This is a genomic window from Saccharopolyspora antiqui (genome assembly GCF_052246905.1).
In the GTDB taxonomy this organism is placed as follows: domain Bacteria; phylum Actinomycetota; class Actinomycetes; order Mycobacteriales; family Pseudonocardiaceae; genus Saccharopolyspora.
In genome coordinates, this window is the sequence record NZ_JBQQBO010000018.1 from 11,837 (window position 1) to 32,288 (window position 20,452).

Sequence of the window (20,452 nt, forward strand, 5' to 3'; positions counted from 1 at the left end):
CCCGTGGGAGAGCGGATTGCAGTTCGTGTCACGAACTAGTATGGTTCGTGGCACGAACTCTAATTTCGTTGTCTTCGGGAGTGTGGGATCTTGAGTGCGGTTGTGGTCATCGGCGGAGGTTATGGGGGCGCGGCGGTCGCCAAGGCGCTGGAGGCCGAGGCCGACGTCGCGCTCATCGATCCCCGGGACGCGTTCGTGAACGCGGCGGGGTCGCTGCGGGCGCTGACCCGGCCCGATTGGGCGGGCAACATGTTCTTCCCCTTCGACACGCTGCTCACGCGGGGCACGGTGATTCGCGAGCGCGCGGTCTCGGTGGACCCCGGCGGCGCCACCCTGGCATCGGGTCGGCGCGTTGAGGCGGCCTACCTGGTGCTGGCCACCGGTTCCAACTACGCCTACCCGGCCAATCCGAACGCCGACTCCACCAGCGAGGCGCTGAACGACCTCCGCCGGACCCACCAGGAACTGGTCGACGCCGAGCGGGTGTTGATCCTCGGCGCCGGGCCGGTCGGCTTGGAATTGGCCGGAGAGATCAAGGAGGTCTGGCCGCACAAGCACGTGACCATCGTCGACCCGGCCGAGCAGCTGCTACCCGCCTTCGAATCGGAGATGCGCCAGGATCTGCACCGCCAGCTCGACGAACTGGACATCCAGCTGCGGCTGGGCACCGGCCTGACCGCGCCACCGACGACCGAGCCCGGTCGGGCTGAGACCTTCACCGTCACCACCACCAGCCGCGACGAGATCACCGCCGACATCTGGTTCCGGGCCTTCGGCGCGCGGGTCAACAGCGACTACCTCGGTGACGGTCGGCTCACGACCCGCACACCGCAGGGGCAGGTCCCCGTCACCGAAACCCTCAACGTCCACGGGCACGACCACGTCTACGCGGTCGGCGACATAACCGATGTCCCGGAGGCCAAGATGGCCGCGCACGCGATGCGGCACGCCGAGGTCGTGGCGCAGAACATCACCGCCCAACTCCGCGGCGAGCAGCCCACGGCCACCTACCGGCCCGAGTCCCACCCGGCGATCCTGCTCCCGCTCGGATCGCGCGGCGGTGTCGGCCAAATGCCCACCCCCGATGGCCCGGCAGCCATCCCGGCCACGACGGTCTCCGAGTACAAGGGCACCGACCTGTTCACCGGCCGCTTCACTGAGCAGTTCGGCCCCACCGCAGCCTGATCCCGCAACCGGCGAGCGCAGCACCGACCGGCCGCTGGATCAGCGATTCCGTCGGCCAGTGGGTCGAGGAACTGACCGGGCCGTGCGGTAAACCCGGCGCGTCCTCTTCGCATCCAGCGGCGGAACGCAGGACCTCAAACGCCTAGCGCTAACCCGGTTGGCCGGAAGTCATTGCAGGTAGCGGCCGACTTCGTCGGATGGGCGCGGGGTCGTTGATCCGGTGCTGTCCTGGAACTCCGCGCGAGCGCGGCGCTGCCGCAGCAGATCCCAGCACTGGTCGAGGCTCACTTCGAGATCGCGCAGCCGGGCGAGCTGTGCGGAGTCCAAGCCCTGCCCGGCAGCGGTGGCGCGCAGCCGGTGCTCTTCGTCGATGAGCTCGTCGATCAGGCCCAGGATGTCCTCGTCGGCCATGTCGATCCCCCTCGCGCGTGGTCGGCTACCCATCACCAGGGAAGCACAGCGGCGTCCTCCTCGCCGGTCACCGCCGCGTCGCCGGGACCGGGCCGATCCGCCCGCGGCGTTCCAGCTTCTGCCACGGCAAACGGGCTCCGGCCAACGCGGTGATCACCGACTGCACCACGATCAAGTACATCAACTGCCGGTACACGATCTGCTGCAACGGCAACGTCAGCAGCGGCCGCAACCGCTCGCCGTCCAACCGGAAAGCGATCACCCCGGGAACCGCTTGCAGCAGCAGGAATCCCAGCCAGGTCGTGGCGACCGTCGCGGCGTCCTCGGTGAACAGCGCGAAGAACGCGGTCACGTCGACCACCGGCGCGATCACCTGCAGCAGCACTTGGAAGACCAGCAGGTAGGGCAGACCGAGTCGACCGAGTCGACCGGCCGCGCCGCGCTCGACGACCGCATGCCGGTGCTTCCAGGCGGCCTGCAACGTGCCGTAGCACCACCGGTAGCGCTGCTTCCACAGCTGGCCGTAGGTGGTGGGCGCCTCGGTCCACGAGATCGCCCGCTCCTCGTAGACCACCCGCCACCCGTCCCGTTCCAGGGCCATCGTCAGGTCGGTGTCCTCGGCGAGCGTGTCATCGCTGACCCCACCGATCCGTTCGATCGCCGACCGCCGGAAAGCACCGAGCGCACCGGGCACGGTCGGCGTGCAGTGCAGCAGGTCGTAGACGCGGCGATCCAAGTTGAACCCGATCACGTACTCGATGTGCTGCCAGCGGGCGAGCAGGCTGCGGCGGTTGCCGACCTTGACGTTGCCGGACACCGCGCCGATCACCGGATCGGTGAAGTGCGCGACGAGGTGCCCCACCGCATCGGGTTCGAGCACCGTGTCACCGTCCACCATGACCAGCAGTTCCGAGTTCGCCGCCGCCATGCCGGTGTTGAGCGCTGCCGCCTTGCCCGCGTTCGGTTGCCGGATCAGGCGAACGTGCGCGAACCGCTGCTGCAACCGTTCGACGATCTCGGCGGTCCGATCCGTGGAGCCGTCGTCGACCACGATCACTTCCACCGGGTGCTCGGAGGAGAGGATCGACCGCACCGTGCTCGCGATACCAGCTTCTTCGTTGTAGGCCGGGACGATCACGCCGACGCGCTGGCTGATCTGCCACGGCGGCTCCCACCTGCGCGCCCGCCGCACGTGCAGCGGCGCGACCAGCAGCACGAACACGAGGCGCAGCGTGGCGAGTGCGGTCGCCACCCAGAGCAGCACCCGCAGTGCGTCGCTCAGCCAGGCCGACAGTTGGACGGCGGAAACGAACAGCGTGCCGCCGACGCGGTCGATGATCCGAGCCTCGTTCATCGTCGCGGACACGTGGAACGTGCCGCCGACCGAGTCGACCCGCCAGCCGCGGCGCTGCAAGTCGGGCAACAGCCGGTCCAGTGCCTCGACGGTGTCCGGACCCGCGGTGTCGTGCATCAGCAGCACCGCACCGCGGTCGTCGCGGGGCGTCGAGTTCGCCAGCACGGCGTCGACACCGGGCTGCCGCCAGTCCTGCGAGTCCAGGTCGGCCAGCACCACCTGGCGACCGTGGTTGCCGATCCGCAGCACCGCCTTCCACGCCGCGTAGTCCAGCGATCCGGTGGTCGTCTCCGGCGGCTGGACGAGGTTGGTGGTGATCCCGGCGGCTCCGGCCAGCGCGAGATCGGTCGCCTGCAGTTCCAACCGCACCCGCAGGTCGCCAGCCTGTCGCAGATCGGCGCGGGTCAGCGTGCGGTTGCCGATCTCGTGCCCGGCCTCGACGATCCGGCGGATGAGTTCCGGGTGCTTGGCGGCCTGCGCGCCGGTGACGAAGAACGTGGCGCGCACCCCGTGCCTGGCCAGCGCGTCCAGCACCGCAGGTGTCCACTGTGGATCCGGTCCGTCGACGAAGGTCAGCGCCAGGCTGCGGGGTGGTGGGTGCTGCACCGTCGGTTCGCGCGGATCGATCACCGATCCGCTGGAGAACGCGGACTGCGGGACGAACTGCCTGGTCCCGCTCGGGGTGCTGGGCACGTCCGCGCGCAGCAGCGCGTCCAGCGAGAGCAGGCCGCACAGCGCGAGCAGCACCAAGCCGAGCAGCAACCAGTGCGCTCGGGGAGTTCGGGGAATCGGGGAGCGGCGTGGCAAAGCGTTCCTGCCTGGTCAGGGATTCGGGCTCGCATTCGGGGTGGCGGGCAGCGGTGGGGCCGGGGCGCGCGAGTTGAGCATCGCGGCGGCGAGGAACAGCCCGAGGCAGGCGAGCACGATGCTGGCGGCCAGGGCGAACCGCCGGAACACGCGGCGGCGACGCCCGCTGCGGTCGACGAAGATCGGATCCGCGGCGTAGTGCATCCGCCGAAGCCGCCGATCAGGAGTGACGCTGAGGGCGACCGCCCCGCGCCGCCCGGTTCGTCCGGAGCGTCCGGTGTGGACGACCAGTCCGGAGCCGGTGCGGCGTCGGTGTCTGGCGTGGACTTCTTTCGAGCCGCTACGGGGTCGCTGGCGGTCTCGGCTGGACATCACTACTCCGGTTGTCGTCGGTCACTCGAACGGTTGGGGTCGAGGCACAGTACGATAACGTTACGATCACTTTGGTCCAAGGCGCGCTGGTGTCGGGGGTGCGTGCGAGTCACTTGATCGCGGGAGTGAACACAGTCAGTGAGAACTTTCTGGCGGCGCACCACCCGACTGCTGTCGCTGACCCTCGCAACCCTGCTCCTGCTGGTCGGGGGTGCGGTGCTGTACGCGGACTTCACGCTGGGCAGGGTGCCCGCGTTCACCGACTACGGCGGTCGTATCGAGGCGGCGCGCGGCACGAACTGGCTGCTGGTCGGGTCGGACAGCCGTACCGGGCTTTCCGCGCAGCAGGAACAGGATTTGGTCACCGGTGACGCCGCGGAAGCGGCCGGTGCGCGCACCGACACCGTGATGCTGCTGCACATTCCGGCCGGTCGGGGTACCCCGACGCTGGTCAGCCTGCCGCGCGACTCGCTGCTGCCGATCTACGGCTATGGCCCGAACAAGCTCAACGCGGCCTACTCCTACGGCGGTCCGACGCTGCTGTCCCGGACCGTCGAGGAAGCGACCGGCCTGCACATCGACCACTACCTGGAGATCGGGCTCGGTGGCTTCGCCGGGGTGGTCGACGCGGTCGGCGGGGTGCAGATGTGCCTGCCGCAGGCGATCCACGACCCGAAGATCAACCTGACGCTGCCGCCCGGTTGCCAGCAGTTGACCGGCGCGCAGGCGCTCGGTTTCGTGCGCACCCGCGCCTTCGAACGCGGCGACCTGGAACGCGCCGAACACCAGCGGGAGTTCCTCACCGCCCTGGTGCACAAGGCGACCAGCCGGGGCGTGCTGCTCAACCCGCTGCGCTCGGTGCCCATGACGTGGCGATTCGCCGCCGCGGTAACGGTTTCCGACCACGACCACCTCGACGACCTCGGTCGGCTCGGCTACCAGGCGAGCAGCGCGGGGGAGGGGCTGGTCACGGCGACCGTCCCGACCAGCGGTGGCATCGAAGTCCCTGGTGTCGGCGCGGCTTTGCGGTGGGACCGGGAGAAAGCGGCGGAACTGTTCACCGCCCTCGGCCAGGACCGGCCGATACCTCCTGCGGCGCTCACCGCCGCACCGTGAGCTCTCGCAGTCCGAAGTGGATCGTGTGACACCAGGCAACCGAGCTCTTCGTCACCGCGCGTAGCCGGAACGGGGTTGCGCGTGTCGGGGACGTGGCGATTCCGCGAGAAATCGCACCGTCTCAGGCGGAGGTGAACTTCTCGTGAAGTCGTGCCAGCGGCATCGCCGTGGCTCGCGTTCGAAAGTGCACTGCACTGCGTACTCGAAAGTGCACTGCACTGTGTAGTTGAGTTAATGCACTGCTCGGTGTACTTTTCGAATCGAGATCCGAGGTGCGAGTCGAGGAGGTTGCCATGTCATACCCGCCGGATCGGTACCACGGCGAGACCGGTGAGATCAGCGCGTCCTTCCGGGCGGCCGACGCCGCCCCGGAGTTGGTGAACCCGTCGGGCACCAGGACCTACTACCTGGCCACCGGCCAGCCCACCGGGCGGGAGCACGACATCGCCACCGACGGCGAGTTCGGGCTCTACCACGTGGTCGACCTGGCACCGGGCGCCGGGACGGGAACCCACTTCCACCGCTCGATGTCCGAGTCGTTCTTCGTCACCGACGGTTCGCTGCGGGTGTACGACGGGGTGCGGTGGCGCGATGCGACCAAGGGCGATTTCCTGCACGTCCCGGCGGGCGGGTTGCACGCGTTCTGCAACGAGTCGGGCGAGCCGACGTCGTTCCTGATGCTGTTCGCCCCCGGCGCGCCCCGCGAGGAGTACTTCGAAGGAGTCGGGCGCATCGTGGCGATGGGGGAAGCGGAACGGGCGGAGTTCTTCATCGCGCACGACAGCTACTTCACCGACCTCCGGGTCGATCCCAAGGCGGGGGACTGAACCCGCGAACCGAGCTGCTCCAGATCCGCCGCTGACCAGACTGCACCGAGCAGTGCAGTCCTGAGGAAGGAGGCTCCGGTGTCACCGACCGGCCGACCGGAGAAGCGCCGGGCCATCGAACGTGCCGCGCGCAAGGTGTTCGGGCGAGACGGGTACACCCGAGCCAGCGTGGACGCGATCGCCGCCGAAGCGCAGGTGTCCAAACGCACCATCTACAACCACTTCGCCGACAAGGAGCAGCTGTTCCTGTCCGTGGCGCTGGAGGGCGCGCAGGAGGTCACCGACTCCATCGCGCGGCAGATGGAGCTGCACCTGCGCAAGATCGTGGATCTGGAGGAGGACCTGGTCGCCTTCAGCCGGGACCGGGTCGCCACCGTGACCCAGTTCCCCGACCACTTCGCGCTGGTCCGGGCCTTGGAAGCGGAGGTGACCCGAATTCCGCCGCCGGTGCTGGAGAAATGGCTGGCGGCGGGTCCGCAGTCGGCGCACGTGCGGCTGGCCCCGTACCTCCGCGGCCTCGCCGATCGCGGTCTGCTCGTGATCGATGACGACGAGCAGGCCGCGCGCCACTTGAACCTGCTCACCGTCACCTCGGTGCTCCAGCGGACCTTCTACGGCGCGATCCCGATGCCCGCCGCGGAAGCCGACGAGATCATCACCAGCGGGGTGCGCACGTTCCTGCGGCTTTACGCACCGGCCACCGAGAAACCCCGCGCTCGCCGATCGCGGGAGCGATCAGGTCTCGTCGATCGGCAGTGAACCGACCGGGCAGTCCTTGACGCCGATCGTGTCGCGGGTGATCGCCTCCACGTCCTTCTGCGCTCGTTCGGGATCGGTCACCCACGTCCGGTAGAAGTCGAACGGGCAGTCCGCGACGCCCTTGTCGCCGTCCCCGGCGGCGTGCACGCCGGAGTATCCGCGGTGCAGCAGCTTGAACAGGTGGTTCTGGGACTGGTCGTGGCGGCGCGCGTCGCGGATCGCCGAGATCGACAGCTGCGCGTACTGGATGCCGTACTCCTCCTCACCGGTTTCGCCGAGCGTGCGACCGTCGAAGCCGATGATCGAGGAGTGGCCGAAGTAGGAGTAGACGCCGTCGAAACCGGCGGCGTTCGCGACCGCGACGTAGCAGTTGTTCGCCCACGCCATCGCCTTGGCCATCAACACCTGCTGGTCCTTGGCCGGGTACATGTAGCCCTGGCAGCGCACCACCAGCTCGGCGCCCTTCATCGCGCAGTCCCGCCAGATCTCCGGGTAGTTGCCGTCGTCGCAGATGATCAGGGAGATCTTCATGCCCTTGGGGCCGTCGGTGACGTAGGTCGTGTCGCCCGGGTACCAGCCCTCGATGGGGCACCAGGGCAGGATCTTGCGGTACTTCTGGACGATCTCGCCGCGGTCGTTGATCAGCACCAGCGTGTTGTAGGGCGGCTTGTCCGGGTGTTCCTCGTGCCGTTCGCCGGTGATGGAGAAAACTCCCCAGGTCTGGGCCCCTCGGCAGGCCGCGGCGAAGATTTCGGTTTCCTCGCCGGGAATCGTCGCCGCGGTCGCGAACATCTCGCCCGGGTCGTACATGATGCCCTGGGTCGAGTACTCCGGGAACACGACCAGATCCATGCCGGGCAGCCCGGTCTTCATGCCGACCACCATCTCGGCGATCTGCCGCGCGTTGGCCAGCACCTCGGCCTTGGTGTGCAGGCGCGGCATCTTGTAGTTGACCACCGCGACGCCAACGGTGTCCGGACTGGCGGAGATGTCTCCGTGTCGCATCAGCTGCCTCCTCGATCGGCCTGATCCGCTCGGTCACCAGTTGATTCCTGATGAAATTATTTCGAATGAAAATAAGTGCGCATGTCGCGGACGTCAACCTGTGGTCGGTCGCCCGAGCGACGCCGCGACGGAGGGGTTACTCAGCGGCGATTTCGCGCGAAACCGGCCCCGCCGCCCAACGGAAGCGGCGATTTCGCGCGAAATCGCCAGCTCTCCCGCTCAGCCCAGCCCACGCTCAAAGCCGGGTGATGATGTCGAAGTCGTAGCCGTCGGCGACGGCCAGGTGGACGTGCTGGGCCGCCTGGTGGTCGTGGAACTCGACGGTGCCGCGCGGTCCGCGGTATGCGGTGCCGTCGATCGCGGCGTTGAACTCGGCCAGGCCGGGCGAACCGGCCCGGTGCGCGAGCTTCGCCAAGGTGCGCAGGCCTTCGTAGCAGGATTCGGCCGCATTGTTCAGCGGTGGCGCGCTCGGACCGTGCAACCGGACGTACGAGCCGAGCAGGTCGATCGCGTCCGCGGTGGCCAGCGACCGGAAGTACCCCGCCGCGACGAAGAGGTTCCGGGTCGCTGCCGCGCCGCTGGCCAGCAGCATGCTCTCCTCCATCAGCGGGCTGAAGCGCACCAGCCGGTCGTGCAAGCCCTGGGCGGCGAAAGCGCGGTTGAACCGCACCGCGTCCTGGCCGACGAGCAACATCAGCACCCCGTCGCACCGGGCGGCGGCCACCTGCCGGGTCACCCGCCGCATGTCGCCGGAGCCCAGGCCGACGAACGTCTCGCCGACGATCCGCAGGTCCAGCTCGTGCGCGAAGTCGCGGACGGCCGCGGTCGAGCCGTGCGGCCACACGTAGTCATCACCCACCACGAACCAGCGGCGGACGCCCATGTTGTCGCGCAGCCACCGCAGGGCCGGGGCGATCTGGAAACGCGGTGTCTCGCCGCAGCAGAAGATGCCAGCGCGCCGCTCGCCGCCTTCGTATAGCGAGGTGTAGACGTAGGGCACGCGGTCGGCCACCACCGGGGCGATCGCATTCCGCACCGAGGAGATGTGCCAGCCGCTGACCGCGTCGATCGCGCCGTCGGCGACCAGCCGCCGGACCGCCTCGGCGACCTCGTGCGGCGGCGCGCCGCCGTCGACGACCTCCGCGGTCACCTCGCGGCCGAGGACGCCGCCGCGCTCGTTGATCTCGCGCACCGCGAGTTCGATGATCGCCTCGCAGGACGGGCCGAACAGCCCGGCCGGGCCCTGCAGCGGAATCACCATGGCCACGCGCCATCGCGCGGCGCGTTCGCGGACCGCTGAGCCGAATGTCATACGGGCTCCGGAAACGGCCGGGTTCGCTCGATTGCTTCCACCCGGAAGTTTTACGATTCAGGCAGGTTTGCGCAAGAGCGAGGATCGGAGAGCATGGCAGCAGGCAACGTCGCCGCGGGTCCGGCGCTGACCCGCGCGCTGACCAGGGCGGCCCGTGCGGTGACCGCGAGCGTCGAGCAGGTGCTCAAGCCGGAGGGCCTGACCTTCGACCAGTGGCTGGTGGTGGAAACCCTGGCCGCGGAAGGCGGTCTGGCGATGGCCGACCTCGCGGAACGCACCACGACCACCGGACCGACGCTGACCCGGGTGGTGGACCGGCTGGTCACGACCGCGCTGCTGTACCGCGAAGTCGACCAGACCGACCGCCGCAAGATCCTGGTCCACCTGAGCCGCCGAGGCCAAGCAACCCACCGCCGAATAGCCCCCAAGGTCGCCGAACTAGAACAAAACCTCCTCCACACCCTAAAAACCAACCCCAACCTCCTCGAAACCCTCCACCACCTCGCCGAGCGGTGACCGGGGTGAGGGGCACCCGTGCCCCAGTTACTTGTGCCCCTCACCCTTCACCCTTGCGGGTCTACGTCGAACAGGTTCGGCAGGCCGAGCTGGTATTGCAGCTGGTCCTCTGTTTTGAGCAGTTCGAACTCGGGCGCGCGGTACAGGTCGTGGACCACTGCGCGGGGCGCGTCCGATCCGGCCGCGTCCAGCAGTGCGTTCACCGCCATCCGCGCCGCCGTGTTCGCGCCCTCCATGGAGGCCCCGTTGATCGGCACCGCCACGTAGTCGCCAGCCAGGAAGAAGTTCGGGATCGCCGTGCGCGCGGCGGGACGCCGGTGCCAAGAACCGACCGGATGCACGACCAGTTCGTCGGCGTTGTGCGGCTGCGGTCCACCGAGCCCGGTCACACCCGGGTCCAGGAACCAGGACACCAGCGAGCTGTCGTCGAGCACGGCTTGGCCGGAGTCGTTGAGGTGCCGCTTGATCTGCTCCCACGCTTCCTGGGCGACCTGCTCCGCGGTCAGCTCCTTCGCCGGTTTGCCGAACAGGACCCCCGGCGCATCCCACTCGGAGATGATCACCGACAGGCAGTCCGCGACGCGGCCGTCGCCGTAGTCGGCGGAGAAGTCGCGGCCGGGCCAGAAACCGGCTTGGCTGATCGAGGTCAGCGCCCACGGCGAGTCGACGTAGAACGCGTGGCCGTGCGCGATCGGCGTGCGGCGGTCCAGGTAGAACTGCAGGCCCACCATCCACTCCGTGTCCAGCGTCGCCGCCGCGCGCAACTGCGGGTCGGCGGCCCGCACACCTTCGTTCCACACCCGCTGGGCGTGCTCGACGGGCAATGCGCAGACGAAGAAGTCCGCGCCGACCAGCTGGCTGCGACCGTGCGGGTCGCGGACCCGAGCGCCCGAGATCCGGCCGCCTTCGAGCACCAGGTCCTCGACCGACCACCCGATGCGGAACTGCACCCCGAGATCGCGCAGGTGCCGTTCCCACGGGTCGATCAGCGCTTCGTTGGTGGGGGCGCCCAGCACCCGGTCCGGTGCACCGTCGTTGCCGCGTCCGAGGACGTTGAACAGCAGTGCCTCCAGCACCACCCCCACGGTGTGCGCGCTGGCGTCCGCGGTCTTGGTCGAGCTGAGCACCCGGGTCGGCCCGGAGACCAGGATCCGCTGGTAGTCGTGGGATTTTCCGACCGCGCGGAGGAAGTCGGGCCAGGACGTGTGCTCCCACTGCCCGAGGCGACGCTGTTCGCAGCTGGTCAGGTAGACCAGCATCCGCCGGGCGAAGAACAGCGCCTCGTCGGGCGGCAGGTGGAAGGTGGACTCGACGAGCGCCCGCAGCTGTTCCAGCAGCACGTTCGGCGACAGCTGATCGAGCAAGCCCGTGGCCGTCCCGCTGACCGACCACGGCACGTGCAGATCGGCGCGTCCGCCGGGGTGGGCCAGCAGCATTTCGCTGGCGTCGACCAGGTTGTCGTGCACCCCGCCGGGGTTTCCCGGGAACGGGATGCGGCGCAGGGTGTCCGGGAGGTCGCGGTAGAAGCCGAAGAAGATCCGGAAGCCGTGCTCGCCCGGCAGATCCCGCCGACCGTCCCGGCCGGTACCGGGCACCGGGATGCTGCGTGCCTTGCCACCGAGCGCACGGCGCTCGTAGACGGTGACCGAGAAGCCGCGCTCGGCGAGTTCGTGGGCCGCGGTCAATCCGGCGATCCCGGCACCGAGCACCGCGACCGCGGGACCGGTAGCGCGTCCAGCGGCCGATGCTGGGCCCGGCAGTCCCATCCCGGCCAGGCCTGCCGCGGCGCCCGCCAGGAACGCCCGACGGCTGGGCTTGTGCGCGTCCATCCCCACCACCTCGATCATCGATCAACGACCCGGTGGAACCTAGCCCAACCACGATTCCGCTCGACCGCCGACCGGTCCGGGGTGGGGGTGCGAAAATCGTTTGTTACCAGCACATTTGCGGAGCAAGGGAGTGATCGGGATCAGTGGACTCGAAGTGTCCACAGTGAACCCGACTCGATGGGCGACCCAGAATCACCCCATCGTGACCTCGACGAACCGCAACGGTCACATGTTCCGGGCGCCGTCCTTGATCGCTTCGCGGATGCGGAAGTAGGTGCCGCAGCGGCAGATGTTTCGGATCTCGTCGATGTCGGCGTCAGTGATCTCGCGGCCTTGGTCGGCGGCCTGCCGGACCTTCGCCACGGCCGCCATGATCTGGCCCGGCTGGCAGTAGCCGCACTGCGCCACGTCGTGGTCCAACCAGGCCTGCTGCATCGGGTGCAGCTCCTCGCCGACGGTGGCCGCCAGCCCCTCGATGGTGGTCACCTCGTCGGTGGGCTCGATGTCCTTGACCTGCACCGAGCACGGGTTGAACGCCCTGCCGTTGTGGTGGCTGGTGCAGGCCTTGCAGACGTTGATGCCGCAGCCGTACTTCGGCCCGGTGACACCGAGCACGTCGCGCAGCACCCACAGCAGCCGGACGTCGTCGGCGACGTCGACGGTGACCTGCTTGCCGTTGAGTCGAAAGGTGTGCTCGGGCACGGGGTTCTCCTCAGTAGGCGTGGTCCAGGCCGTCGGTGGGCGATTCCGGGATCGGCGGCTCGGTCGGTTTCGGCTCGAAGGACAGCGTGCCGTGGTTGATCGGGAAGCTGGTCGGCATGCGCCCGGTCGCGCGCCCGTACGCGCACGCGACGGCGGACATCGACGCGGCGACGCCGAGCTCCCCGGCCCCACCGGGCTCGCCGGTGGTCGGCGGCATGACGATCACCTGAACGTCCAGCGGGGTGTTCCACTGCCTGGTGTAGAAGTAGTTGTCCCAGCTGGCTTCGAGGAAGTACCCGTCGGTCAGGTGCAGGCTGGAGGTGAGCACCTGGGCGATGCCGTCCATGATGCCGCCCATCATCTGCGCTTCCAGCCCGCGCGGATTGACCGCCAGCCCGACGTCCACGGCGAAGATCGCCTTGGTGACGCGCGGTCCGCTGACCGCATCGCGGATCGGGCGGTTGACGGTCTCCGGTCGGCAGTCGATCTCGACTAGTGCGGCGCTCACGCCGTGGTATTCGGCGTGGAAGGCGATGCCCTGCGCCATGTTCGCGGGCATCGCGCGGCCCCAGCCGCCGACCTCCGCGACCTTGTCCAGCACCGCCCGCGACCGGTCGTCCTGGAGGAAGTCGCGGCGGAACCGGTACGGGTCGCGACCCGTGGTCGCGGCCAGCCGGTCGACGATCAGTTCCCGGGCGCAGGTGACGTCGGGGGAGTAGATGTTGCGCATGCTGCCGGTGTTGAAGCCCTTGTCGACCTCGCTGAGCAGCTGCGCGGTGACGCCGAAGTCGTAGGGCATCGACTGCGTGAGCTGGAAGATCGTCTCGGAGAACCCGAGATCACCGACCGGCAGCTGCGCCGCCATGGCGGTGAGGACCTCGCCGAGACCGTGACCGAAGTCGGTGGACACGCTGGTGTGCCGCTGGTCGAAGCCGAGCACGGTGTCGCCCGCGTAGCTGACCCGGATCCGCGAGGTGCTCATCGGATGGGTGCGGCCCTGGCGGCAGTCGTCGGCGCGATGCCACATCAGCTTCACGGGTTTGCCGAGCTGCTGCGAGATCTCGGCGGCCTCCAGCGCGGCGTCGAAGAAGAGCTTGCGGCCGAACGAACCGCCGCCTTCCACGACGTGCACCGCGACCGCGCTCGGCGGCAGGCCGAGTTTCGCCGCGATGGTCTCCTGGGCCACGATCGGTGATTTCAGCGCGCCCCAGATCTCGGCGCGGTCGGTTCGGACGTCGGCGATGGCGCAGTTCGGTTCCAGCGCGCTGTTTCCCCGGAAGTAGAAGGTGAACTCGCCTTCCACGGTTTCCGCAAGCGGTGCCGCGAGCGGCAGCTCGGCCGATTCCAGTTCGCGCAACACGGATTCGTCGGACTTCCCGGCGGCACTGCCCGCGTTCCAGCTGACCCGCAGCGCCCGCACTCCGTCGACGCACTGGCCGAACGTTTCGGCTCGCACCGCCACCCCGGTGTAGATGACGGCGACATCGGTGACGCCCGGCATCTGCCGGACCTCGGCGAGGTTGGCGACGGAATCGACGGTGCCGTTGATGGTCGGTGGTCGGCACACCATGGTCGGCAGCGCATCCGGCACATCGAGGTCCATCGCGAACTTCTTGCGCCCGGTCACGGCGGCCAACGCGTCGATCCGGCCGCGCGGGGTGCCGATGACCTCGAATTCCGAACGAGGTTTGAGCTCCACGGAGACCTGCTCGGTCCGCACGCCCGCCGCTTTCGCCGCCAGTGCGCCGTAATCGATCTGTCCACCTAGGACGGAGGTGATGACGCCCGCCCGCGCGGTCAGGTCGGTGATCGCGGCATCGAGCTCGATGGCCGCCGCGTGCAGCAACCGGCCCTTGGCGATCGCGGCGGCCACCCGGATCGGGGTGTAGGTCGAGATGGTCGTGTTCGATCCGCCGGTGAGCTGGTTGAACAGCAACTCGGGTCGAGCATTGGCCAAGGTGACGCGCACCTTCTCCAGCGGCAGGTCCATCTCCTCGGCGATCAGCATGGCCGTTGAGGTGGTGATGCCCTGCCCGACCTCGGCGCGCGGCAGCTCGAAGGACACGGTGCCGTCGGCGTGCACCGCGACACTGATCAGATTGGCGGTCGGCCGCGCCGCCGCCGTCAACAAGTCGTTGAGATCCAGCAGTTCCGCCACACCGGGCGAGGGCACCGCCGCCTCGGCGCCCGGCCGCAAGCCGAGCTCGGCGGCGGCCACCAGGGTGGGAGCGGCCAGCACGTATCCGAGAAACCGCCGCCGTCCAACGACATGCGCATCAGACTCCGGCCTCGGCTGCGGCTGCGGCTGCGGCGAAGGATCAAGGGCAGTCATCGACGCTCCCCTCCACCGGACACCCCGATGTGCCCGGCAACCGAAAACCCAGCCGGGCCCGGTTCGGGGGCCGCAGCCGTTGACGTTTCGGTCAGCGGCACTGTAACGACGATCAATGTCGAGGTCAACGACGAGCGCGAGCCCCCACCGCACCGGAGCAACCACCCGTTCGCGTAGCAGGTGAAGGGCACCTTTTACCAACTTACTTGGCGAAAGGTGCCCTTCGCCCCTCACCCGATCCGGGCTGCGGAAGGGTTGCGTCGATCGTGCGCATCGGAGCCGGGCTGGGCTGTGCTCGCGGGCGGGGGTGTTCTACGGCTGGTCTGGCCAGCGGCGATTTGTGCGGTGTTCGCCCCGAGTGGGCCCGGGCGCCACTGTCGTCATCCTGGAGACCTGCCGGGGTTTGGGGTGGCTAGCGTCGCAGGGGGTTCTTTCTTCTGGTTATCTGGTGCGAAAGTTGATCGGGCCGCTGCTGAGACCGGGCGCGTAGTGCCTGGGGCAGACCTTGAGCGCAGCTGCGGGTGAACGTTTGGCTACGGGCTTGTCGCAGCCTTCGACGATGCAGATTCGCGGCCCCCGGTTGCGTTTCTTGTCGCACTCCGCGCATCGATTGCTCGCTGTTCGGCCGGTAACGCTCTTGCCGCAAATATCACAAGCGCGCGCCATCTTGGCACTGTAGCGCGATTGGATCACTGCCTCGGCCGTCCTAGGGGTTGTGCGGATCGGCGTGCGTTGCGCATGGGGGGTTCGTGAGTGGTTGTTCCGGAAGAAGCGGGATTCTAAGTCACGAGCACGCACGGCCCAGCCTCGATCCGCACACCTGCTGTTCAGCAGATCAGGGCGCAAGCGGTTTGCTTGCCGTGGTGGTCATGGTTGTGGTTTGATCCGGCGAGCGTCGCGTGTCGGTGGCGGACAGCGTCAGGCATGGAGGCGTGGTTTCGAAGGGTCTTCATGACCATTCTCTTCAATCACACGATCGTCGCCGCGCGCGACAAGAACGAATCGGCATCGTTCTTCACGAAGATGTTCGATCTCCCACCGGCGGAGCCGGGCGGCTTCTTCCGCACGGTCCACCTCGACGGGGGCGTAACACTCCAGTTCGCCGAGCCGGGCATCGAGTTCCCGCCGCAGCACTACGCGTTCCTCGTCGCGGAAGCGGACTTCGACGGCATCTACGCCCGAATCCAAGCCGAGGACCTCGACCACTGGGCGGACCCGAAGGGTGAGTTCCCCCAGCAGTACAACACCAACCACGGAGGCCGAGGCGTCTACTTCTGCGACCCCGCAGGCCACTACCTCGAAGCAATAACCCAACCCTACGGCGCAAACCAGACAACCTGACCAAAGTAGACGGTCACGAACCAGCGCCCACCTTCAAACCGAAGGATTGATTGCTGATGTTCGCTCGGGCCGGGAGGTGCTCAGCCCCCGAGCACCTCCCGGCCACCCCCAGTGGTTTCGGGGCTAGTGGAAGGGGCGTGGTGCGTCGAACTTCTGGCGGACTTCGTCGGCGACCTTCTGGTTCCCGGCTGCTTCGATCAGCTTGGCGAACCGGTGGGCAGTCAGGTCGCGCACCGGGTTGTCCGGGTACAGGCCGATCTTGTCGAGCACGACACCCACGTGGTCGCTGGGGGTTCTGGTTCCGTGCATGAGCTTCCGGTAGATCCCGAAGAGCACGGCTGCGAACAGCGGAACCGTGACCCAGGCTGACCAATCCAGCACCAGACCGAGTACGACGGGTACCACGACAGCGAACGCCAGGCCGCCGTACAGGATGCGGTTTTCCTTGCTCATTGAACGGCCTCCTCGGGCGCTCGGGGGAAAAGGTAGTCCGTCGGCTGCAATCCCTGCGCCATGTCGATCAACTGGGACATCCGCATCGCGACTTCAGGCCGTCCGTGCTCGGTGCGGCTCCAATCGCGCGCCACGACGTGCAGCGCGGCGAGCAGTTTGATCGACGGGTGCGCTGCCTCAACCAGGATTCCGAGCAGCAGATCGTGCCGCGCGGTCTGACCGGCTGCCGCCAGCCAGTGGTGCAATCTGAGCAGGATGAGGTCAGGGCGGGCGACCATCGCCGTCCGCCAACAGGTCACCAGGTGGGACCGCACTGCTTGATCCGCGGCGAGTGGCTGCGAGCGCATGCTCGAATCCGCCAGTCGCCAAGGATCCGCGACCTCCAGGAACAGGAAGAAGTCGGCTTGCCACTGGTCAGCTCTCAGCAAGCCCGTCGCGAGCCTGTCCAGCAGTAGGCGCAGCAGGATCGAATTCTGCGCGGTCAGCGCTACGAGGGCCTGTCGTGCCGAAGGATTTCCCGGTCCTTCCTCGCGGCGGGCCCGGTTGTGCAGCCGCACCAGCGCTTGATCTGGGAAGTTCGGCGCGATCACTTCGGTGCTCACGTCCACGACGATTTGCCCGACCTCCGCGGGGAGGTCGTTGCGGCGCGACCACGCGTACACCAACTGTCGGAAGAACCGGCCGTGGCGCACGTCCCTGAGGCCGGTCAGCAGAGCTCGCACACCGTAATCCAACAGGGGATTCGACCCGTTCTGCCGCGGGGAGACCCAGCGCTCGATCAACCACCGCACGTGCCCAGGTGATTTGGTCCGCAATGCCTGCGAGCCGAATCGGTCCACCAGGTTCTGCCGATCTCCCGCGTTGAACGACTCCTGGCGGATTATCCGGTCTACCCATCGGCAGTACGATTCCCGGAGGTCCGGATAGTTGTCCCAGAAGTGTTCCAGGAGCGCTCGGTCGTAGGCGATCCTGCCGAACTCGATGCGGTTGTTCGGTGCGACGTCGATGTCGAGCTCGTCGAGCTGGATGCGGTAGCCGTCCTGCGCAAGTCGTGGGCCCTCAGCCTTATCCAGACCCAACATCTCGACCAACTGGTGGGAAGCGAAGAACACCGCGTCACTCGATGCGCCTCTGCACATCGCGGCGGCGAGCAGCACCGCCCGCATCCTGCCGCGGGAGTGCTTGCTCAGCTGCGACGCGACCTCATCGCTGCGGTCGGTTCGCGCAGCAACGGCTTCATTGAGCCAGGTTGGCACATCGCCATCCGAGTCCGCCTCGCGCGCCTGGATCACCAGTTGCGCCAGGTTGGCGATTTCCGACATGGATGCGGTCAGGTGCTCGGCGAGCTCGTCCACGGCGAGGTGCTGGTCCGATGGATAGATTTCCGCTGCTTCCAGATGGCGCCGCAGCGCCAGATCACCGCGTGGCCGGTCGATCCGAACGACGAGATGCGCCAGATCCGCATCTACCAAGTGCCTGAAGGCGTCCGGTACGACGACTGCCAGGTAGGCATCGTTGTGCTGGAGCGCGGTGCGAAACGATGGCAGTTCCCGGTAGCGAGCGCGGAATACTTCCTCGCTGCTGTCCGTGAGATCGAGCACGAGCCGGTATCCCGAGTGGACCTTCGAATCGTCCAGCCTTTCGCTCTGCGCGAGCGCCTCGTCCGCGAGCTCGCTGAACGGCGTGCTCGCGTCGGTGCCCTCGTTGAGCAGCATCTTCGCGGCAGTGCGCCGCCCACTTCCCGGTGGTCCGGTCAGCAGAACGGTTCGGGTCTCCAACAGGCGATCTCGCGCCGCACCCATGTTCGGCGGCGCCGCGAATCGTCGTTTGAGCCACCGCAGATCGTCCTTCAGCGTCAAACGGGGTCCGCGAGCCTGGCGCGTGACGCTCTCGTGGATGCTCAAGAAGACGGGATTGACGTTCAGGGCGCCTGAGCCCGCGTGGATCGGGCCGTCCTGCGCGTCGTGGAATTCGGTGTGGAATTCCGTCATCGGTCCTCCTCCGGTTCGCGCTTCGTGCCGAAGCTCTGGTTGATTCCGTCGGAGTTCTTCCCATCGATGTAGGCGTTGCCATCGCCGTAGACAACCTGCTGATCTCCAGATCCGGTGCTCACTGGTCCGGTTGGTCCGTGGAACGTAGCGGTGAACCCGCCGTACTGGTCACGAAGTTGGGTCAGGCTGCCGTGGACCGTGCCGGAATTCGAATTCACCACACCGCTGGGCTCTTCGGTTTGCTCCGCAGTGCGGTCGACCAGGCCCGGCACAAAGTCGACGAGTTCGGCCGCGAGCCGGTTGAGGTCGGCCTCGGCGTTGCCGGTGTCGTAGCGCAGGGACTGGAGGTCCGCGAGCCGCGCCAAGGCGGATGGCATGCTCGCCGCCGACAGACGAGGCATCGTACGTCCACAGAGGATCGGGATGATCCGAGCACCGGACCGCATGGCGTTCAGGATCTCCACGCGAGTCCAGTCGTTCTCGTTGGCCAGCGCCAGGTTCCCGTTGTGGTCTCGGGCGGTGAGCCAGTTCGGACCGATCAAGGCGAGCAGGACGCGGCTCCCAGAGGATGCCGCCGATAACCCGTCGCGGAAGTTGTCGCCGGGCCGGATGGACTTGCTGGCGCGGAAGACCCGCTCCCGGCCGAATCGGCGTGAGAGGTCGTGTTCGATCGTTACCGCGGCTTGCTCGCAGTCTCCGGTCCGGTAATTGATGAAGATTTCAGGCACAGCACTACCTCACTTCCGGGCAGGATGCGGATTTCTCAAGCGATCTTGTTGTGCAGCGAAGCGATCAGTCGTGGTTGCAGCTTGCGCACCGAGGAAGCGGTGTGGAATCGGCCGAGCGCACGGGCTAATCGACGCAGGTCCGTGGTGATGGTTGCCGAGTCGACGGAATCGACTGCCCCGAGCACCTGCTCAAGGAGGGCGCAGGCGTGGTCGACATCGCCTGCCTCGGCATGAGCGAGCGCTCTGCGCACCCCGTACCGTGCTTGGGAACGCAACGCTCCGGTTGGCACCCGTCGAATTTCCCGGTCCAGGATGGCGGCCGCGTCCCGAGGACGGCCGAGATCGTGCAGACACCACCCGGTGACCATTGCGACGGGGTCGGGTAAATTCGCCGTGCCGATTACCGGTTCACCGTCGAGTTCGACGGTGCTGAGCAACTTTCGAGCGCGGTCCAAACTCCGCATGCAGGAGTCGTAGTCTCCGGCGAGCGCGTGACCTTGGGCTTCGCGCTGCGCGGCCAGGCCGTGGATCCGCGCGGAAGGTCTGGCGTTCTGAGCTTGACGCGCCAGTTCGATGGTCTGTTGCGCATCATCCAGGTACATGGTGACCAGTGCGCGCCGGACCAGGGAGTATGCGCCGAGTGTTCGGTCATCGCCAGCTTCGGCGAACTCCACCGCGCGATCGGTCCACCACAGCGCGGCTCGGTCGTTTCCCGATTCCTGCGCCATCCATCCGGCGAATTCGGCGTACCGCGAGTTCAACGCCAGGATTTCGGCCTGCAATCGTGGCCGGGATTGGGCGGCGAGTTCGCGCAACGTGTGAGTCTGCGCGATGAGCGCGGGCAGCACTACCGATGGACTCGCGGTTTGCCCCAATTGGCGGAACTGGTCGAACATGGTCCGGAAAGTCGAGAGCACATCGGCCTGCGAAGCGACGGCGTGCGTGCCGCCCATCCCGAAGGCCAGCACCGAGGCTGCTCCCGCTGCCAATGCCTGTCGCCGATCCATCGGCTGGAACCAGCTTTTCCCGTCGGATGCGAGATTCATCAACCACACCTCACCGTCGCCGTGCGTTTCGGGCAGAGGTGCATCGGAGGACTGCGTGGAAACCAGATCGGTCAGCTTTCCACCGGCGTCGAGGACGGCGTCACATCGCCTCGCGAAATCCGGTGTCGGGCGCTTGTTCCCGGTTTCGATCTTGCTGAGGTGGCCCTTGCTGTAATGCAGCAGCGCGGCCAACCGGGTCAGGGAAAGGCCAGCGGCGATACGCAATCTACGAAGCTCTGCCCCGAACAGTGTGGGCTGCTCGCTCATATCGACCTCCGGGTTTCCCGTTGCCCGGTCCAGTCGGCGCGGGGAAACGGGTGTTCCCATCGGCCGCATTTCGCGCAAGGTGAAACGTGCAGGTCCGGC

Annotated in this window: 18 protein-coding genes; 6 read left to right on the plus strand and 12 right to left on the minus strand. The window is 67.7% G+C overall.

Annotation, left to right across the window (positions count from 1 at the left end; translation table 11 throughout):
* Positions 1–90 precede the first annotated feature (90 nt).
* Complete coding sequence (locus ACTWQN_RS25600) at positions 91–1,185, plus strand: NAD(P)/FAD-dependent oxidoreductase (RefSeq protein WP_443206112.1); 1,095 nt, start codon at positions 91–93, stop codon at positions 1,183–1,185.
* 168 nt (positions 1,186–1,353) lie between these two features.
* Here ACTWQN_RS25600 and ACTWQN_RS25605 read toward each other — a convergent pair whose 3' ends face one another.
* The 3 genes from ACTWQN_RS25605 to ACTWQN_RS25615 form a co-directional block, all read right to left on the minus strand.
* The gene (locus ACTWQN_RS25605; RefSeq protein WP_443206113.1) at positions 1,354–1,596 is read right to left on the minus strand and encodes a DUF2630 family protein; all 243 of its coding nucleotides are present in this window, start codon (positions 1,594–1,596) and stop codon (positions 1,354–1,356) included.
* 67 nt (positions 1,597–1,663) lie between these two features.
* On the minus strand, positions 1,664–3,757 hold the full coding sequence (locus tag ACTWQN_RS25610) for a bifunctional polysaccharide deacetylase/glycosyltransferase family 2 protein (protein WP_443206114.1): 2,094 nt from the start codon (positions 3,755–3,757) through the stop codon (positions 1,664–1,666).
* A 15-nt stretch (positions 3,758–3,772) separates the two neighbouring features.
* The gene (locus ACTWQN_RS25615) at positions 3,773–4,129 is read right to left on the minus strand and encodes a hypothetical protein (protein ID WP_443206115.1); all 357 of its coding nucleotides are present in this window, start codon (positions 4,127–4,129) and stop codon (positions 3,773–3,775) included.
* 138 nt (positions 4,130–4,267) lie between these two features.
* On the opposite strand from ACTWQN_RS25615, the gene ACTWQN_RS25620 reads away from it, so the two are divergent.
* The 3 genes from ACTWQN_RS25620 to ACTWQN_RS25630 all read left to right on the plus strand — a co-directional run bounded on the left by ACTWQN_RS25620 (position 4,268) and on the right by ACTWQN_RS25630 (position 6,831).
* Positions 4,268–5,245 (plus strand): LCP family protein, encoded by a 978-nt coding sequence (locus ACTWQN_RS25620; RefSeq protein WP_443206116.1) that lies wholly within the window; start codon positions 4,268–4,270, stop codon positions 5,243–5,245.
* A gap of 293 nt (positions 5,246–5,538) precedes the next feature.
* Complete coding sequence (locus tag ACTWQN_RS25625) at positions 5,539–6,072, plus strand: cupin domain-containing protein (RefSeq protein ID WP_443206117.1); 534 nt, start codon at positions 5,539–5,541, stop codon at positions 6,070–6,072.
* 78 nt (positions 6,073–6,150) lie between these two features.
* On the plus strand, positions 6,151–6,831 hold the full coding sequence (locus ACTWQN_RS25630) for a TetR/AcrR family transcriptional regulator (protein WP_443206118.1): 681 nt from the start codon (positions 6,151–6,153) through the stop codon (positions 6,829–6,831).
* On the opposite strand, the gene ACTWQN_RS25635 is transcribed toward ACTWQN_RS25630, so the two are convergent.
* Both ACTWQN_RS25635 and ACTWQN_RS25640 read right to left on the minus strand, forming a co-directional pair.
* A complete protein-coding gene (locus ACTWQN_RS25635; protein ID WP_443206119.1) occupies positions 6,808–7,836 on the minus strand; it encodes an aliphatic amidase in 1,029 nt (342 codons plus the stop codon). The two genes, ACTWQN_RS25630 and ACTWQN_RS25635, sit on opposite strands and share 24 nt — an antisense overlap.
* A 235-nt stretch (positions 7,837–8,071) precedes the next feature.
* The gene (locus tag ACTWQN_RS25640; RefSeq protein ID WP_443206120.1) at positions 8,072–9,148 is read right to left on the minus strand and encodes a substrate-binding domain-containing protein; all 1,077 of its coding nucleotides are present in this window, start codon (positions 9,146–9,148) and stop codon (positions 8,072–8,074) included.
* Between the two features lie 93 nt (positions 9,149–9,241).
* Between ACTWQN_RS25640 and ACTWQN_RS25645 the strand changes: the two genes are divergently transcribed.
* On the plus strand, positions 9,242–9,664 hold the full coding sequence (locus ACTWQN_RS25645) for a MarR family transcriptional regulator (RefSeq protein WP_443206121.1): 423 nt from the start codon (positions 9,242–9,244) through the stop codon (positions 9,662–9,664).
* A 47-nt stretch (positions 9,665–9,711) separates the two neighbouring features.
* Here the strand turns inward: ACTWQN_RS25645 and ACTWQN_RS25650 are convergent, their stop codons facing one another.
* From ACTWQN_RS25650 to ACTWQN_RS25660, 3 genes are all read right to left on the minus strand, one after another.
* Positions 9,712–11,493 (minus strand): hydroxysqualene dehydroxylase, encoded by a 1,782-nt coding sequence (locus ACTWQN_RS25650; RefSeq protein ID WP_443206122.1) that lies wholly within the window; start codon positions 11,491–11,493, stop codon positions 9,712–9,714.
* Positions 11,494–11,718: 225 nt separating this feature from the next.
* The gene (locus ACTWQN_RS25655; RefSeq protein WP_443206123.1) at positions 11,719–12,195 is read right to left on the minus strand and encodes a (2Fe-2S)-binding protein; all 477 of its coding nucleotides are present in this window, start codon (positions 12,193–12,195) and stop codon (positions 11,719–11,721) included.
* A 10-nt stretch (positions 12,196–12,205) separates the two neighbouring features.
* Positions 12,206–14,527: a molybdopterin cofactor-binding domain-containing protein gene (locus tag ACTWQN_RS25660; RefSeq protein WP_443206124.1), complete on the minus strand. Its 2,322-nt coding sequence runs from the start codon at positions 14,525–14,527 to the stop codon at positions 12,206–12,208.
* Positions 14,528–15,478: 951 nt separating this feature from the next.
* Between ACTWQN_RS25660 and ACTWQN_RS25665 the strand changes: the two genes are divergently transcribed.
* Positions 15,479–15,868, plus strand: coding sequence for a VOC family protein (locus ACTWQN_RS25665; protein WP_443206125.1), 390 nt, complete (start codon positions 15,479–15,481; stop codon positions 15,866–15,868).
* Between the two features lie 123 nt (positions 15,869–15,991).
* Here ACTWQN_RS25665 and ACTWQN_RS25670 read toward each other — a convergent pair whose 3' ends face one another.
* The 4 genes from ACTWQN_RS25670 to ACTWQN_RS25685 are packed head-to-tail and all read right to left on the minus strand — an operon-like array spanning position 15,992 to position 20,278.
* The gene (locus tag ACTWQN_RS25670; protein WP_443206126.1) at positions 15,992–16,321 is read right to left on the minus strand and encodes a hypothetical protein; all 330 of its coding nucleotides are present in this window, start codon (positions 16,319–16,321) and stop codon (positions 15,992–15,994) included.
* Positions 16,318–18,312, minus strand: coding sequence for a hypothetical protein (locus tag ACTWQN_RS25675; RefSeq protein ID WP_443206127.1), 1,995 nt, complete (start codon positions 18,310–18,312; stop codon positions 16,318–16,320). Before ACTWQN_RS25675 ends, ACTWQN_RS25670 begins: the two co-directional genes overlap by 4 nt.
* Complete coding sequence (locus ACTWQN_RS25680; RefSeq protein ID WP_443206128.1) at positions 18,309–19,040, minus strand: toll/interleukin-1 receptor domain-containing protein; 732 nt, start codon at positions 19,038–19,040, stop codon at positions 18,309–18,311. The genes ACTWQN_RS25675 and ACTWQN_RS25680 overlap by 4 nt, the downstream gene beginning before the upstream one ends.
* Positions 19,041–19,075: 35 nt before the next feature.
* Positions 19,076–20,278 carry an NsdA family TPR-like regulatory protein gene (locus ACTWQN_RS25685; RefSeq protein ID WP_443206129.1) on the minus strand — a complete coding sequence of 401 codons (1,203 nt, stop codon included), beginning with the start codon at positions 20,276–20,278 and terminating at the stop codon, positions 19,076–19,078.
* Between the last annotated feature and the right edge of the window lie 174 nt (positions 20,279–20,452).

Excerpts from the sequence above, each read along its gene's own strand:
- ACTWQN_RS25605 (WP_443206113.1), bottom strand. The coding sequence starts at position 1,596 with ATGGCCGACGAGGACATCCTGGGCCTGATCGACGAGCTCATCGACGAA.
- ACTWQN_RS25615 (WP_443206115.1), bottom strand. The coding sequence starts at position 4,129 with ATGTCCAGCCGAGACCGCCAGCGACCCCGTAGCGGCTCGAAAGAAGTC.
- ACTWQN_RS25625 (WP_443206117.1), top strand. The coding sequence starts at position 5,539 with ATGTCATACCCGCCGGATCGGTACCACGGCGAGACCGGTGAGATCAGC.
- ACTWQN_RS25635 (WP_443206119.1), bottom strand. The coding sequence starts at position 7,836 with ATGCGACACGGAGACATCTCCGCCAGTCCGGACACCGTTGGCGTCGCG.
- ACTWQN_RS25640 (WP_443206120.1), bottom strand. The coding sequence starts at position 9,148 with ATGACATTCGGCTCAGCGGTCCGCGAACGCGCCGCGCGATGGCGCGTG.
- ACTWQN_RS25645 (WP_443206121.1), top strand. The coding sequence starts at position 9,242 with ATGGCAGCAGGCAACGTCGCCGCGGGTCCGGCGCTGACCCGCGCGCTG.
- ACTWQN_RS25650 (WP_443206122.1), bottom strand. The coding sequence starts at position 11,493 with ATGGACGCGCACAAGCCCAGCCGTCGGGCGTTCCTGGCGGGCGCCGCG.
- ACTWQN_RS25660 (WP_443206124.1), bottom strand. The coding sequence starts at position 14,527 with ATGACTGCCCTTGATCCTTCGCCGCAGCCGCAGCCGCAGCCGAGGCCG.
- ACTWQN_RS25665 (WP_443206125.1), top strand. The coding sequence starts at position 15,479 with ATGACCATTCTCTTCAATCACACGATCGTCGCCGCGCGCGACAAGAAC.
- ACTWQN_RS25670 (WP_443206126.1), bottom strand. The coding sequence starts at position 16,321 with ATGAGCAAGGAAAACCGCATCCTGTACGGCGGCCTGGCGTTCGCTGTC.
- ACTWQN_RS25675 (WP_443206127.1), bottom strand. The coding sequence starts at position 18,312 with ATGACGGAATTCCACACCGAATTCCACGACGCGCAGGACGGCCCGATC.